Annotated in this window: 14 protein-coding genes; 4 read left to right on the forward strand and 10 right to left on the reverse strand. The window is 64.7% G+C overall.

From position 1 onward, the window contains the following. The first annotated feature begins 70 nt into the window (after nt 1–70). A complete protein-coding gene (hisS, locus tag Mame_RS06040) occupies nt 71–1,591 on the forward strand; it encodes a histidine--tRNA ligase (protein ID WP_018065130.1) in 1,521 nt (506 codons plus the stop codon). 362 nt (nt 1,592–1,953) lie between these two features. Here the strand turns inward: hisS and cydX are convergent, their stop codons facing one another. From cydX to Mame_RS06075, 7 genes are all read right to left on the reverse strand, one after another. Further along, the gene (cydX, locus tag Mame_RS06045) at nt 1,954–2,079 is read right to left on the reverse strand and encodes a cytochrome bd-I oxidase subunit CydX (RefSeq protein WP_018065131.1); all 126 of its coding nucleotides are present in this window, start codon (nt 2,077–2,079) and stop codon (nt 1,954–1,956) included. Nucleotides 2,080–2,130: 51 nt separating this feature from the next. Beyond that, nucleotides 2,131–3,285, reverse strand: a complete 1,155-nt coding sequence (cydB, locus tag Mame_RS06050; RefSeq protein WP_018065132.1) for a cytochrome d ubiquinol oxidase subunit II — start codon at nt 3,283–3,285, stop codon at nt 2,131–2,133. Between the two features lie 6 nt (nt 3,286–3,291). Continuing rightward, nucleotides 3,292–4,884: a cytochrome ubiquinol oxidase subunit I gene (locus tag Mame_RS06055; protein WP_018065133.1), complete on the reverse strand. Its 1,593-nt coding sequence runs from the start codon at nt 4,882–4,884 to the stop codon at nt 3,292–3,294. An 84-nt stretch (nt 4,885–4,968) separates the two neighbouring features. Further along, entirely contained in the window at nt 4,969–6,669 is a 1,701-nt protein-coding gene (gene cydC / locus Mame_RS06060) for a thiol reductant ABC exporter subunit CydC (protein WP_018065134.1), read from the reverse strand. After that, nucleotides 6,666–8,456: a thiol reductant ABC exporter subunit CydD gene (gene cydD, locus Mame_RS06065; protein ID WP_018065135.1), complete on the reverse strand. Its 1,791-nt coding sequence runs from the start codon at nt 8,454–8,456 to the stop codon at nt 6,666–6,668. Before cydD ends, cydC begins: the two co-directional genes overlap by 4 nt. After that, nucleotides 8,456–9,031, reverse strand: coding sequence for a GbsR/MarR family transcriptional regulator (locus tag Mame_RS06070; RefSeq protein WP_026173531.1), 576 nt, complete (start codon nt 9,029–9,031; stop codon nt 8,456–8,458). The genes cydD and Mame_RS06070 overlap by 1 nt, the downstream gene beginning before the upstream one ends. Before the next feature lie 659 nt (nt 9,032–9,690). Beyond that, nucleotides 9,691–10,317: an NADPH-dependent F420 reductase gene (locus tag Mame_RS06075; RefSeq protein ID WP_018065137.1), complete on the reverse strand. Its 627-nt coding sequence runs from the start codon at nt 10,315–10,317 to the stop codon at nt 9,691–9,693. Nucleotides 10,318–10,420: 103 nt separating this feature from the next. Between Mame_RS06075 and Mame_RS06080 the strand changes: the two genes are divergently transcribed. Beyond that, complete coding sequence (locus tag Mame_RS06080) at nt 10,421–11,356, forward strand: LysR family transcriptional regulator (RefSeq protein WP_018065138.1); 936 nt, start codon at nt 10,421–10,423, stop codon at nt 11,354–11,356. Here the strand turns inward: Mame_RS06080 and Mame_RS06085 are convergent. Together Mame_RS06085 and Mame_RS06090 are read right to left on the reverse strand one after the other, a co-directional pair. Then, nucleotides 11,320–11,532 carry a tautomerase family protein gene (locus Mame_RS06085; protein WP_018065139.1) on the reverse strand — a complete coding sequence of 71 codons (213 nt, stop codon included), beginning with the start codon at nt 11,530–11,532 and terminating at the stop codon, nt 11,320–11,322. The two genes, Mame_RS06080 and Mame_RS06085, sit on opposite strands and share 37 nt — an antisense overlap. Before the next feature lie 14 nt (nt 11,533–11,546). Next, a complete protein-coding gene (locus tag Mame_RS06090; RefSeq protein ID WP_033410276.1) occupies nt 11,547–12,275 on the reverse strand; it encodes an SDR family oxidoreductase in 729 nt (242 codons plus the stop codon). A gap of 104 nt (nt 12,276–12,379) precedes the next feature. Here Mame_RS06090 and Mame_RS06095 point away from each other — a divergent pair, with 104 nt between their 5' ends. After that, on the forward strand, nt 12,380–13,273 hold the full coding sequence (locus tag Mame_RS06095; RefSeq protein WP_018065141.1) for a LysR family transcriptional regulator: 894 nt from the start codon (nt 12,380–12,382) through the stop codon (nt 13,271–13,273). 7 nt (nt 13,274–13,280) lie between these two features. Here Mame_RS06095 and Mame_RS06100 read toward each other — a convergent pair whose 3' ends face one another. Beyond that, the gene (locus Mame_RS06100; protein WP_026173532.1) at nt 13,281–14,180 is read right to left on the reverse strand and encodes a LysR family transcriptional regulator; all 900 of its coding nucleotides are present in this window, start codon (nt 14,178–14,180) and stop codon (nt 13,281–13,283) included. Nucleotides 14,181–14,323: 143 nt separating this feature from the next. Between Mame_RS06100 and Mame_RS06105 the strand changes: the two genes are divergently transcribed. After that, complete coding sequence (locus Mame_RS06105; RefSeq protein ID WP_018065143.1) at nt 14,324–15,076, forward strand: GntR family transcriptional regulator; 753 nt, start codon at nt 14,324–14,326, stop codon at nt 15,074–15,076. The last annotated feature ends 5 nt before the right edge of the window (nt 15,077–15,081 follow it).

The following is a 15,081-nucleotide window of genomic DNA, read 5'->3' on the forward strand; positions in this document are numbered from 1 at the left end:
GCTTGCCGGATTTCCGGCGATCCGTTAATCAGGGCCGGAAAAATGAAGCTGTGTCCCGGATAGGTCAACCATGAGCGACAAGAAGAAGAAACCGCAGAAGCTGAAGGCCCGCCTGCCGCGCGGCTTTGGCGACCGCTCCGCCGCCGATATCCGCGCGACCGAGGAAATGGTGGCGAAGATCAAGGCGGTCTACGAGAATTACGGCTTCGATCCCGTCGAGACGCCGATGTTCGAATATACCGATGCGCTCGGAAAATTCCTGCCGGACAGCGACCGCCCGAACGAGGGCGTGTTCTCGCTGCAGGACGATGACGACCAGTGGATGAGCCTGCGCTACGACCTGACCGCGCCACTTGCCCGTCACGTCGCCGAAAACTTCAACGACATCCAGCTTCCCTACCGCACCTATCGCAACGGCTATGTGTTCCGCAACGAAAAGCCGGGACCGGGCCGCTTCCGCCAGTTCATGCAGTTCGACGCCGACGTCGTCGGCGCCCCCGGCGTCCAGACCGACGCCGAAATGTGCATGATGATGGCCGACACGATGGAGGCGCTCGGGATCGCGCGCGGAGATTATGTGATCCGGGTGAACAACCGCAAGGTGCTGGATGGGGTGCTTGAGGCGATCGGCCTTGGCGGCGACGAGAATGCGGCGCAGCGGCTGACGGTGCTGCGGGCTATCGACAAGCTGGATAAGTTTGGGGTCGAGGGCGTCATGCTGCTTTTGCAAGATGGTAGAAAAGACGAAAGTGGCGACTTCACGAAGGGTGCAGGCCTATCCGAGCGGCAGGCGAGTTTCGTGGTCAAAGTGCTCACTAATGAGCACGCTGTCGATGGAACTGAAGAATTAGAATTCAATAGCGTCGCAAAACAAACCGAAGGGTTTGTATCCGGGTTCGACGAACTCGATACGATCCGAAAAATTGTTCGCTCCTCAGGCTACGAAGAAAATCGAATCAAAATCGACCCCTCCGTCGTCCGCGGTCTCGAATACTACACCGGCCCCGTCTACGAAGCCGAGCTCACCTTCGACGTCACCAATGAAAAGGGCGAAAAGGTTGTGTTCGGCTCGGTCGGCGGCGGCGGGCGGTATGATGGGCTGGTGTCGCGCTTCATGGGCCAGCCGGTGCCGGCGACGGGCTTTTCCATCGGCGTGTCGCGGCTGATGACGGCGCTGAAGAATCTCGGCAAGCTCGGCGCGTCCGAGGTGATCGAGCCGGTGCTGGTCACCGTCATGGATGGCGATGCCGAGGCGATGGGCCGCTACCAGAAGATGACGCAGGAACTGCGCCGCGAAGGTATTCGCGCCGAAATGTATCAGGGCAACTGGAAGAAATTCGGCAACCAGCTCAAATATGCCGACCGCCGCGGTTGCCCGATCGCGATCATCCAGGGCGGCGACGAGCGCGCGGCGGGCACCGTCCAGATCAAGGACCTGATCGAGGGCAAGCGCTTGTCCGGCGAGATCGAGGACAACGCCGAATGGCGCGAGGCCCGCGTGGCCCAGAAGACCGTGGCGGAGGGCGATCTCGTCGCGGAGGTCCGGGCGATGCTGGCTGCGCAGGCCGAGGATCGGCAGCGCGGGGCGTAAGGCCAGGTCTTTGTTTCACGGGCTTTGCTTTTTCCAAGGCCTTGCAGCCCCGAAAGCAGATGTGTGGAATCAGGCCGCGCCGCTTGCTCCCAATACTCTCTCCCGCTGGCGGGAGAGATGCCCCGACAGGGGCAGTGAGGGTGGAACGGCATCTCGTCTCGTGAAGGCGCTCGCGGTGACAGTCTCGCCCCTCACTGTCGCTTTCGCGACATCTCTCCCCTCCGGGGCGAGAAGATTGGGGGCTTTGCGGTGACGCCGATTGCGTTATGCAGTCTCCATTCTTCAGCGCTCAACGGCATTCTCCCCAAAAACAAAACGGCCCGCATCGCTGCGAGCCGTCCGTCACACACAGGCGCGGCAGGTCAGATGCCACTGCCCTTGTTCTCGCGCTCCCTGGCGCGATCGTCCATCAGTTCGTACCACATGGCGTTCAGCACCGCGAAGAGCGCTGCGAGCGGCAGACCGAGGATCCAGGCGAAGTACCACATAGAATTCTCCTTTCGTGAAAGGGGGCGGGCCGTTGGGCCCGCCGGCTTTGCTCAGTAGGCGTGCTTGTCTTTGTTGGTGACGTCCGCGTTGGTCACCTTGCCCCACATGATGTGGTAGACCCAAGAGGTGTAGGCGAGGATCAGCGGCACGAAGATCAGCGCGCAGACCAGCATGATGAACAGCGTCAGATGGCTCGACGATGAGTCCCATGCCGTCAGGCTGGCGCCGGGCTGTTCCGACGACGGCAGGATGAACGGGAACATCGCAACGCCAGGGGTCGCCACCACGCCGAAGACCGAAGCCGACGACGACAGCATGGCAAGCGCGGGCCGGTTGCCGCGGAGCCCGATGAACGCGCCGATCGCGCCGAGGAAGCCGAGCGCGGGCGCCAGCATCATCCACGGATAGCGGCCGTAATTGACGAACCATGCGCCCTGCGAGCGGGCAACATCGTTCATCAGCGGGTTCGACGGGCCGGCCGCATCGACGGCGCCGGTGAAGGCGTAGCCGTCAATGCCATAGTAGAGCCAGACGCCGGCAAGCGCGAACAGCACGATGAGCGCAACCGCCGAGATCGAACCGAAGCCGCGGGCGCGGTCGTTGACCGGACCTTCCGTCTTGGTCGTCAGGTAAGCCGCGCCGTGCATGACCAGCATGGCGACGCAGACCAGACCGGTCAGCAGCGCGTAGGGGTTCAGCAGGCCGAAGAACGAACCGTCGTAGAAGATGCGAAGGTCGTTATCGAGCCGGAAGGGAACGCCCTGCAGCACGTTGCCGAGCGCCACGCCGAAGATCAGCGTCGGCACGAAGCCGCCGATGAACAGCAGCCAGTCCCAGGTATTGCGCCAGGTGGCGCTTTCGCGCTTGGAGCGATACTTGAAGCCGACCGGGCGCAGGATGAGCGCGAACAGGATCGCGAACATCGCCAGATAAAAGCCCGAGAACGATACGGCGTAGATCGCCGGCCACGCCGCGAAGATCGCGCCGCCGCCGAGAATGAGCCACACCTGGTTGCCTTCCCAGACCGGGCCGACCGTGTTGACCACGACGCGGCGTTCGGTGTCGTTCTTGGCGACGAAGGGAAGCAGGGTGGCGGTTCCGAGATCGAAACCGTCCATCACGGCGAAGCCGATCAGCAGAACGCCGAGCAGCAACCACCAGATGACGCGGAGGACTTCGTAAGAGATAAGATCGTGTAATACCATGATGTTTTACTCCGCAGGTGCCATGGTGCCCTGAACCCGGCGAGCGCCGAGAACCGGCATGTCGGGTCCGTTGTCCGGCTGCGGTCCCTTGCGGATCGCGGCGAGCATCAGGCCCATTTCGACGATGAACAGCACCGTATAGATTCCGACAAAGCCGATGATGGTGAGCAGCACCGTACTCGCGCCGAGGCTCGAGACGGCCAGCGCCGTCGGCAATATGCCCTCGATGATCCACGGCTGGCGGCCGAGTTCCGCGACGATCCAGCCGCATTCCGCGGCAATCCACGGCAGCGGAATGATCCAGACGGCGAGGTGCAGCAGCCAGCGATGGCTGTCCAGCCTGCGACGGGTCGACAGGTAGAAGAACACACCCATGACGGCGATGAACAGGAAGCCGGCGCCGACCATGATGCGGAACGACCAGAACAGCGGGCCGACCGGGGGAACGAGGCTGTTTGCGGCCTGTTCGATCTGGGCGGGTGTTGCGTCTGCCGGATCATCCACGAACGGTTTCAGAAGATAGGCGTAACCGAGGTCGTTGCCGTATTCCTCCATGATCGCCTGGTCGGCCGGGTCCGGCGTGCCGGTGCCCATATTCGCGCGCATGTTCTGCAACGCGGTATAGGCCTGGATGCCGTTTTCGATCTTGGTCTTGCCGTTTTCGACCAGCTCGTTGATGCCCTCGATCGGGGTATCGAGCGAGCGGGTGCCGATCAGGCCCATGACCCACGGGATCTTCACCGCGTAATGGGTCTCGCGGTTTTCCGTGTCGGGAATGCCGAACAGCGTGAACGAGGCAGGCGCCGGCTCCGTTTCCCACATGGATTCGATCGCCGCGAGCTTCATTTTCTGGTGTTCGGTCGTCAGATACCCGCTTTCATCGCCCAGCACGACCACCGAAAGAGCAGCAGCCAGGCCGAAGGAACAGGCAACCGTCATCGAGCGCTTGGCAAGCTCAACATGGCGGCCCTTCAGCACATACCATGCGCCAACGCCGAGCACGAAGACCGAGGCCGTGACGTAGCCGGCCGAAACCGTGTGCACGAACTTCGCCTGCGCGACCGGGTTGGTCAGAACCTCGAAGAAGTTGGTGACCTCCATGCGCATCGTGACCGGATTGAAAGCCGAACCGACCGGGTTCTGCATCCAGCCATTGGCGATCAGGATCCACAGCGCCGACAGGTTCGAGCCGATGGCGACGCACCAGGTGATGATCAGGTGCGCGACCCGCGACATGCGGTCCCAGCCGAAGAAGAACAGGCCGACGAAGGTGGCTTCCAGGAAGAAGGCCATCAGCCCCTCGATCGCCAGAGGCGCGCCGAAGATGTCGCCGACATAGTGGCTGTAATAGCTCCAGTTCATGCCGAACTGGAATTCCATCACGATGCCGGTGGAAACGCCGATGGCAAAGTTGATGCCGAACAGCACGCCCCAGAATTTTGTCATTTGCCGCCATATCTTGCGGCCGGTCATGACGTAGGTCGTTTCCATGATCGCAACGATCATGGAAAGGCCCAGCGTCAACGGCACAAACAGAAAGTGATATAGCGCCGTCATAGCGAATTGCAGGCGCGATAGCGCCACGATGTCCAGTTCCATTGCGTCTCTCCCGCGTTCAAACCGGGTCTCAGTTTCATCGACTGCCGTTTGACCGGCAGCCGCATTATTGTTGGAGGCCGGGTTTCAGTCCGGTCTCAGTGCGGCAAGCGCTCCGGCAAAGCCGGGCTCGCCTCTTCTGTAGGCGGAAACGATCCGCCCCGAATTGATCATGATCAGTCGATCGGCAATTTCTGCCTCCCGACGGATATGGGTCGCGATCAGCAAACTACGGTGTTTTCCGGCGCGCGCTTTGATCTTTGTCATGACGTCGCGCGCTGTCTTGCCATCGAGACCCTCGCTCGGCTCGTCGAGCAGCCATACCGGCGTATCGCGCAGCACCAGCCGGGCGAGCGCCAGCCGCCGGGCCTGTCCGCCCGAAAGCCCGAGGCCTTGTTCGCCGAGCTCGGTGTCGAGACCGTGGGGCAGGCCGCGCACGGTGTCGCCGAGGCCTGCGGCGTCAAGCGCCTCCATCAGCCGTTCATCGCCGGCGGCGGGGAAGGCGAGCTTCAGATTGGCGCGCAGCGTATCCTGGAACAGCTCGGTGCGCTGGGTCAACAGCGTGGCCGGCAGGGCGGCGATGGTGCCGGCGTCGGGCGCGACTTCGCCTGCGATCAGCGCCATGATCGAGGATTTTCCGGCTCCGCTCGCGCCGATCAGCGCCACCCTTTCGCCCTCGGCGATCGTCAGCGTCAGGCCGGAAATGGCTGCGCCGCCGCGTCCGGGATAGCGCAGGCGGACATTGTCGAACGCCATCGCGATGCCGGCATCTGGCGCGGCGTGGACGGCACTTGCGGCGGGTTCCGCTTCCAGTCGGGGCGAGAGCCTGCGCGCGGCCAGCAGCGTGCGGCCAAGCTCCATCGCCCCGCGCCTGAGCGCCGCGAACGGCTCCAGTGCCGCAAATGCGATGAGGAGTGCCAGGGCTGCAAGCGGCGCGGTGATCTGCCCGGCCTCGGCGAGGGCAGCGCCGGCCAGCAGCACGCCGGCGAGGATCAGGGCGGTGACCATATCGAAGCCGAAGCCGGTATTGCTGTCGATCCGGTTCAGCGCCAGATCGGCGGCATATTCCCTTCGGTCGGCGTTTTCCACGCGTTCGCGCTGAGCATCCAGCCGTCCGGCCAAGGCCAGTTCGCTCTGGCCGGCAACCATGTCCACGGCGCGGGCGCGCAGCGCCTCTTGCGTGTGGGCCCGGCGGCGGGCGGGTTTTTCGGCCGCGCGCGCGGCCAGCGCCGGCAGCGCAAGGCCCGGCAGCACGATCGCCGCGCCGACGGCCAGCGCCAGCGGCCACGACAGAATGCCAAGCGCGATGATGGCGGCAAGCCCGGCGACGACCGCCACCGCGCCCGGCACCAACACCCGCAGATAAAGCGAATCGAGCGCGTCGACATCGGCCGTCAGCCGGAACAGCAGGCGGGCGGGGCGGAGCGCCAGCGCGCGGGCAGCACCCGGCGCCGCAAAGCCCCGGAACAGGTTGACGCGCAGGCCCGCCAGCACGCGCAGCGTCGCGTCATGGGTCTGCAACCGCTCGAAATAGCGGCCGGCCGTGCGCGACAGCGCCAGGAAGCGGATGGCGGCCGACGGGGCAAAAACGTCGAAGGCCAGCGCCGTCGCCATCGACAGCCCCGCGATCGCGGTGGCGGTCACGAACCAGCCGGAGACGCCGAGCAGCGCAATGCCGGCAAGCACGGTGAAGGCGGAAAGGGCGGCGCCGGCGACAAGCCCGCCGCGCCGCTCGCGCCAGAACAGGCGGATGATCGGGCCAAGGGCGGCAAAGCCTCGTGTTCTCATAGCCCGTTCTCCCTGAAGGTCTCGGCCCTGAAATCCTCTGCAAGGTGGATGACGCGGTCCATGCGCGCGGCCAGTACAGGGTCGTGGGTCGCCACGATCAGCGTGCGGCCGGCGGCCAGCGTCAGCAGCGCCTCGGTGATTTCGGCGGCGGTGTGGTGATCGAGATGGGCGGTCGGCTCGTCGGCGAGGATGAGGCCTGCGCCCCTGGTCGCGGCAGCGCGCGCCAGCGTCAGACGGAGGCCCTCGCCACCGGAAAGCCCGGCGCCGTTTTCGCCGATCATGGCGTTGCCATGGGCCTCGGCGACGGTGTCGAGCGCGGATAGCTTCAGCGCGTCGGCGATTTCGTCGCGGCTGATATCCTCGCGGGTAAGGCGGATATTGGAGGCGATCGAACCGGCGAAGAGATGCGGATCCTGGCCGATCCAGGCGATCCTCTGGCGCAGCCTGTCGGCGGTGTCGTCGGCAAGCGTCAGGTCATCGATGACGATTCGGCCGTGGCGAGCCTCGGCCAGCCCTGCGATGAGCGCAAGCAGCGTCGACTTGCCGCTGCCCGATGGGCCGAGCAGCGCGACATGCTCTCCTGGTCTGACGGTCAGGTCGAAGCCATCGAAGACCGGGTCTTTCGAGCCCTGATGGACGAAGCCGAGATCGCGCAGTTCCACGCTCGCCGGGCGCGCCGAGGCCGGGGCGGTATCGGCTGTCGCGCCGCCGACCATGGAAAGCCCGTCCTCGGCAAGGCTGTCGAGCGCGGAAAGCGCCGCCTCGCCGGCCGCGCGGTCGTGCCAGACGGACGACAGCATCCGCAGCGGATCGAAGAAGGCCGGGGCCAGCAGCAATATGAACAGGCCTTCCGACAGCGTCAGCTTGCCGCCCCAGGCGCCAAAGCCGATCTGGCCCAGAAGATGAAAGCCGATATAGGCTGCGGCCATGGCAACGCCGAGGGCCGAAAACAACTCCAGCACGGCGGACGTCAGGAACGCGATCTTCAACACAGCCATGGTGCGGCGGCGCAGGTTTTCGGCGCGCAGCCTGAGCCGACGCGAGACCTGCTCGACGGCATCGAAGGAGCGGATGGTCTGCAACCCGCGCAGCCGATCAAGCAGGAAGGCGTTGAGCGTTCCCATGTCAGCGAGGTGCTTTTCGCTCGCCGATTGCGCGCTCCAGCCGATCAGCGCCATGAAGATCGGGATCAGCGGCGCGGCGATCAGCAACACCAGCGCGGCAACCCAGGAATAGGGAACCACTACCGCCAGAATGGCGAGCGGCACGACGCTCGCCTTGAAACGGGCAGTCTGGAAGCGGGCGAGATAGGGCACGATATGCTCGGCCTGCTCGGCGAGAATGCTGGCGGCCTCGCCCGAGGCGGCCCGGCCGGTATCGAGCGGCGACCGGCGCGCGAGCGCCGCGACCGCGACCGCGCGCTTTTGCGAGAGGATCTTGCGGGCCTCGCGATAGGCCATGCGGTTGCCCGCCCGCTCCAGCACTGCCTTGGCAAGGCCGAGCGCCAGCACGGCGGCGGCCAGCGGCCAGATCGCGGTGACACCATTGCCCGCCGCCACCTGCCCGATGCCATAGGCAAGACAGGCCGCTTGCGGCAGCCACATCAGTTCGGCAAGGGTGGAGAGCCAGGCGGCAAGCTTCAACGCCCGGGTTTTCGGCGCGCGCGATTTCTGGCGGGCAACACCCGGCGCCGCGCCTCGCGGTGACGCGGCCCGGCCTTCGCTCTGAGTGGCGCTCCGCGCGGGGGCGTCGTCGTCTGCCCTGTTTTTTTCGACAAGCGCGTCCATCATGAAACCTTGCTGTCTTTTGTGCCCTTCCGGCCGAAGCCGGGGAGCCTGTCTGCCGTTTCCAGCAGTTTGGTGACGGCCGAGCCCATGCCCAAAAGCATCAGAAGCCGATCGGTCTCCATCACCTTCACATCATCGTACCAGTCGGAAAGTTTTTCAATCAGCGCGTGCATTTCGCCCAGTCTTTCCTGCGCATAGCGCTCTTCGTCGTTCTCCGGTTCGCGCATCAGTACCTCGCGCAGCATGGTCAGCGTCGGGTCGATCTCGCGCTTCTTGCGCTCTTCGGCGAGCGTCCTCAGGATCGTCCAGACATCCTCCGGCGTGGTGAAATAATCCCGCCGGTCGCCCGGCTTGTGGCGCAGGAGGACCAGCCCCCAGCCCTGCAATTCCTTCAGCCCCATGGCCACGTTCGAGCGCGACATCTTCAGCGCCTCCACCATGTCGTCGGCGCAGAGCGGTTCGCGCGTGGCATAAAGCAGGGCGTAAATCTGCCCGACCGAACGGTTGATGCCCCAGCGGCTTCCCATTTCCCCGAAATGGGCCACGAAATCCTGCACGACCGGCGACAATGGCATCGATATTCCTGCTCTATCTGAATTTTCAGAAATTTCTGAAAATTATGTATACCGATACTTGACGGAAAGCAAGCCGCCGAACTCTTGCTACCGGTGTAGCCGAGCGGGACGTCCAGGAAATTGATTTATGTCATGTGGGTGAAGCGGGTGTGTCAGCTGCGAGGCGTTTTGTGTCGTGAGGCCCATACCCTCATCCGGCCTTCGGCCACCTTCTCCCCGTGGGGAGAAGGGGACGCCGGTGATGTTCTGCCGTGCCGCGTACGCCTGCGGCGACGGCCTGGTTACCCCTCGCCCCGGAGGGGAGAGGGTGGCGCGGATGCGCCGGGTGAGGGGCGACAGCGTTTGCCGCGTGCAGTGAGATGCAGCGTTGTTCTGCGCGCGAGCCTGGTAGATGGCCGCGCGTGCGCTTGCTGGGGGGCACATCGCCGCGGTCCCGATGGCCTTCGGCCTACCCTCATCCGGCCTTCGGCCACCTTCTCCCCATGGGGAGAAGGGGACGCCGGTGAGGTTCTGCCGTGCCGCGTACGCCTGCGGCGACGGCTTGGCTCCCCCTCGCCCCGGAGGGGAGAGGGTGGCGCGAATGCGCCGGGTGAGGGGAGACAGCGCCTGCCGCCTGCATTGCATCTGCGGCTTTACTCCTCCACCCACCCGCGTCAAAATCACCGAATGGTGGCCGAAAGGGTTTCGGCGAGCGCCTGCTTCGGCTTCAGATTGCAATAGGCCGGGCGGTCGCGTTCGAAGCGCCAGCCCTCGGAAAGCGGTCCCGCGTCGACACTGTCAAAGCCGAACTGATGATAGAGGCCGGCGACCACCGCCTTAGCCTCCGCATCATCGCCGGCCAAGGGCAGTGCGAGACGATCGGCAGCACCGTCGGGCCGTCCCGCCACGTCGAGGTCGATCATCCGGATGGCGTTGAAGGCCTTGACGACGCGGGCGCCCGGCAGATGCGCGGCGACCATCTCGCTGGTGGTGGTCTCGCCCCGGTCGAGCGCTTCGATATGGCCATCGCGCTCGTGATAATAGTTGATGGCATCGATCACGATCTTGCCCCTGAAGCCTTCCGGTGGCAGAGCGCCATAGGCCGCCAAGGGGATCGCGAGCACGATTACCTCGCCAAAGGCGATCGCCTCGTCCACCGTCCCGACGGCGCAGCCGAGGGCGCTTCTCATGCTGAAAAGGCTCTGCGGCCCGCGCGAATTGCTGAGCATCACCTCATGGCCGGCCTGAACCGCCTTCTGCGCCACCGAGCGGCCGACAAAGCCCGCGCCGATAATTCCGATCTTCATCACGTTTTCTCCTTGTCACACTGTGATGACCCGGCATAAACCTCCACTATATGAACTTAAATATCGAAATTTCACAGACTCTCCCAACCAAAAGGGGATAATCATGGATCGGCTCACCAGCATGGCCGTCTATGTCAAGGCGGTCGATCTCGGCTCGTTTGCCGCCGCCGCGGATGCGCTCGGCATATCGCCGCAGATGGTTTCCAAGCATATCGTGTTTCTGGAGGACAGGGTGGGCGCGACGCTTCTTCACCGCACCACCCGCCGCCAGAACATTACGGATATCGGGCGCGCCTTTTACGAGCGCTGCCGGTTGATCCTTTCAGAGGCCGAGGCGGCGGAGGGGCTGGCGTCCGAGATGCACCGCCACCCCAAGGGCCTGCTGAAGGTCAACGCGCCGAAAACCTTCGGCACACTCGCGCTGGCGCCCTTCGTGACCCGGTTTCTCGAGAAATATCCGGACGTACAGGTCGAGGTCACGCTTGAGGACCGGTTTGTCGATCCGCTGGAGGAGGGCTTCGATGTCACCATCCGGGTCGGCGGCACAGAAGGCGCGGGACTGGCCTCCGTCCCGCTCGCCTGCTATGAGCTGGTGGTCTGCGCCGCGCCCGCCTATCTCGACCGCCACGGCGCGCCGCAAACCCCGCAGGATCTCACCCGGCACGAATGCCTGATTTTCGGCCAGCGCGCAGGGCACACGCCATGCCGCTGGCTTTTCACCGAGGACGGGCGGGAGCGCGAAGTTCAGGTCAGCGGCCGCCTCTACAGCAATGACTGGATGGTGTTGATGCGCGCTGCTGTCGAGGGCCATGGCGTGGCGCTTGGCTCGGATATCATCCTTCGGGAGGAATTGAGGGCCGGTCGGCTGGTGCGCCTTCTGGCCGACTATCGTACCCCGCCGCGCCCCATGCATGCGCTCTATCCGATGCGCGGCAAGCCGAGCGCCAAGATCATGCGGTTCGTGGAAGGGCTGGCCGAGGCGTTTCCGCCCCGGCCCGACGGTTATCCTTCAGCGCGCCAGGCCTCGGGTATGACGTAAACCTCGTCGGCGCGGCCGTAGCCGCCATCGCGGACCTCCTCGATCAGCACCATGGTGTGGGGCCGGGCGGCCTCGCTGAAATACTCGGTCAGCATATCGGTGACGCGGTGGATGATGTCTTCCTTCTGCGCACGGGTGAGTGCTGCTTCGGGGGTCTTGATGTTGACGAATGGCATCTCGGTTCTCCTTTTCAGATCATGCCGCCATTGACGCGCAGCACCTGACCGCTGATGAAGCGGGCCTCGTCGCAGACGAGAAAGGCGACGGCTCCGGCGATATCGTCGGGCTCGCCCAGACGGCCGGCCGGAATTGTGCGGGTGATGTTGGCGACCAGTTCCTCGCTCTTGCCGTCGAGAAACAGCTCGGTCGCCACCGGTCCGGGGGCGATCGCATTGACGGTGATGCCGCGCGCGGCCAGTTCCTTGGCGGCGATATGGGTCAGTGTCTCGACGGCGGCCTTGGTTGCGGCGTAGACGCCGTAGGCGGGGAGTTTGGTGCCGACGACGCTGGTCGAGAAGTTGACGATCCGCCCGCCATCGGCGAGCCGGTTCGCCGCTTCGCGCAGGCCGCGGAACGTGCCGCCGAAATTGACGGCGACCTGGCGTTCGAAATCCTCGTCGGTGACCGTCGCGAGCGGCGCGAGCGAGAGCATGCCGCCATTGTTGACGAGAATGTCGGCCTTGCCGAACTCGGCTTCGGTGGCATCGAACAGGGTCTTGATGCCGTCCGCCGCGCCGATATCGGCCTTCACCGCGATCGCCTTGCCGCCCTTTTTCCTGATTGACGCAACCACGTCTTCCGCGGCGGCAGCGTTCGACGCGTAGTTGACCACGATATTGATGCCGTCGGCGGCAAGACGCCTGGCGATTTCAGCGCCGATCCCGCGCGAGGCGCCGGTGATGATGGCTGTTCTGGTCATGATAAACTCCATGTTCGTTGAACCGCGCCAAAGATATGCTCTAGCCTGTGCGAAACAATCACCGGAAAATTGACAACATAATTCGCCTGTGGTGAACAATGCGAATGGACAGATTTGACCGCATGCGCCTTTATGCCCGCGTCGTCGAGCGCGGCAGCTTTTCCGCCGCAGCACTTGATCTCGGCCTTGCGCGCTCGACCGCCACGGAAGCGATCAAGGGGCTGGAGGCCGATCTCGGCGTAAGGCTTCTCGACCGCACCACCCGCCATGTCGCGGCGACGCTCGACGGCGAGGATCACTATCGGCGCTGCGTTGCGATCCTCGCCGATGTCGAGGAGGCCGAGGGCGCGTTCCGGGCCGGCAATCCGGACGGGCTGCTGCGCATCGACGCCCATCCGCATCTGACCCGCAATTTCCTGCTGCCCGGCCTGCCCGCCTTTCTGGCGCGCTATCCCGATCTCAGAATCCATTTCGGGCAGGGTGACCGTTATGTCGATCTGGTGCGCGAGGGCTATGATTGCGTCATCCGGGCCGGCGAACTGGAGGATAGCGGCCTGATCGCCCGCCGGCTCGGTGCGCTCCGCGAGGTCACGGTGGCGAGCCCGACCTATCTTGCGCGCCACGGCGTACCGCAAACGCCGGACGATCTTGCCGGCCATCTGGCGGTCGGCTTCATCTCGTCGCGCACCGGAGAGGTGATGCCGCTCGAACTGATCGAGAACGGCCACACCCGCTATGTCACGCTGAAGACCCGGGTGACGGCCAATGATTCCGGCACGGCCAATGCGCTGGCGCGGGCAGGATTCGGGCTGGTGCAGGCGCCGCGCTATCATTTCGCCGAGGCGCTGGCGGAAGGCGAGATGGTCGAGGTGCTGCCGGATTTTCCGCCGCCGCCAACACCGCTGACCGCGCTCTATCCCCAGAACCGACACACCGCGCCGCGATTGCGGGTGTTTCTCGAATGGGTGCAGGGGATTTTCGCCGGTGGCGAGGTCTGAGCGGGGTCTACCCGTGCTCGCGCAGAAAGGCCTCCAGAAACTCGGCGAGTTTCAGGGCGGCGAAGGTGGGTGTCGGGCCCTCGGCGCGCACCAGCCGCATGTCGCTGGCGATTTCCGCGCCCTTTGCGAACGGGCGCAGCACAAGCGTTCCGTCGCGAAGCTCGCGGGCAACTGTCATCGCCGGCAGGATCAGCACCGCGGTGCCGCGCCGGGTAAGCTCCTTCTGGAGTTCCAGCGAGGAGGTGGTGAAGGCAACCTCCACCGGCGAGAAGCCAGCGGCGCGCTGGCGATCATCGAAATCACGGCGGATGCTGAAGGCGCGGTCGGGCATGGCGATGGCGTGGCGGCGGATGGCCTCAAGCGTGATTTCCTTCTCGGCTGCAAGCGGGTGTTCCGGGGCCATCACCGGATCATGCCGCACCGATAGCGAAAACAGCGTCTCGATCCGCGCATCCGAGGGTGAGAACATCGTCACCGCGATATCGGTCTCGCCGGTGGTCACCGCGTTGAGCGCGACTTCCGCCGAGGTGACCGTCACCGCAATCGAGATTTTCGGATAGAGCGCGTAGAACTCGGCCAGCGCCGGGGCGAGGATGGCGTTGATCACCGCGCCGTTGACGTGAAGCGAGACGTGGCCGGCATTGAGCCCCCTGAGATCGTCGATCACCTGCCTTGCGCCTTCGAGATCGCGGATCATCGCATCGGCGCGTTCGGCCAGCAGCGCCCCGGCGGGGGTGAGCGCAATGCCGCGCGCGCCGCGTTCGATCAGCACGGCGTTGAAATAGGCCTCGAGATTTTCAAGCTGGCGGCTGACCGCCATCGGCGACACGCCCAGCGTTTCGGCCGCCCGACGGATCGAGCGCGAGCGCGTGAGTTCGTTGAAATAGATGAGGGCCTCGATCTGCATGGCGGTCTCGCATTTGCCGGAGGTCCATTTGAGCCATCCGGCGGGCGGCAAGGCAAGGCCGTTCGCGGACGATCCATCGATGAATTTTATGAGACAGCCTTGTCATTTGGTATTAAATTGGTATCTATATTCTGCGACAGGAGATGGCCGTGCGGGTTTTCCAGGATTTCGACATTTCGGGTGACGGGCCGATCTATCGGCGGTTGAAGGCCGAGCTGGCAAGGGCTGTCGAAAGCGGCAAGCTTGCCCATGGCGAGGCGCTGCCGCCCGAGCGCGATCTGGCCCGGATCGTGGGCGTCAGCCGGGTGACCGTGCGCCGCGCGATCGCGGAACTGACCAGCGAAGGGTTTCTGCAACGCCGCCATGGCGCCGGCACCTTCGTGCTGCGTCCGCCGGCGCGGATCGAGCAGCCGCTGAAGCGGCTGACCTCGTTTACCGAGGACATGCAGGCGCGCGGGCTGACGCCGCGCTCGCACTGGCTGGAGCGTGGCCTGTTTTCGGCAAACGCGGAGGAGGCGGAGGGGCTGAAACTGACCGAAAACGCCGCCGTCGCCCGCCTCAGCCGTATCCGGCTCGGCGATGAGCTGCCGATGGCGATCGAGCATTCCACGCTGCCCGCCGATATTCTCGAACGGCCTGACCTCGTCGAAACCTCGCTCTATGCCGCGCTTGCCGAGCGTGGCGTCACCATGGCGAAAGCCACCGAACGGATCACCGCCTGCAACCTGACTGCCGAACAGGCAGCACTTCTGACGGTATCGCCCGGCGCCCCGGCGCTTGCGATCCGCCGCACTGTCTACGATGCCGGCGGCCGGCCGGTGGAGCTGACCAGAACCTATTATCGAAGCGATATCTATGACCTCGTCGCCGAGCTGACCTATGCCGGCGACCCATGAAACGG

It is taken from the genome of Martelella mediterranea DSM 17316, assembly GCF_002043005.1.
GTDB classification, from domain to species: domain Bacteria; phylum Pseudomonadota; class Alphaproteobacteria; order Rhizobiales; family Rhizobiaceae; genus Martelella; species Martelella mediterranea.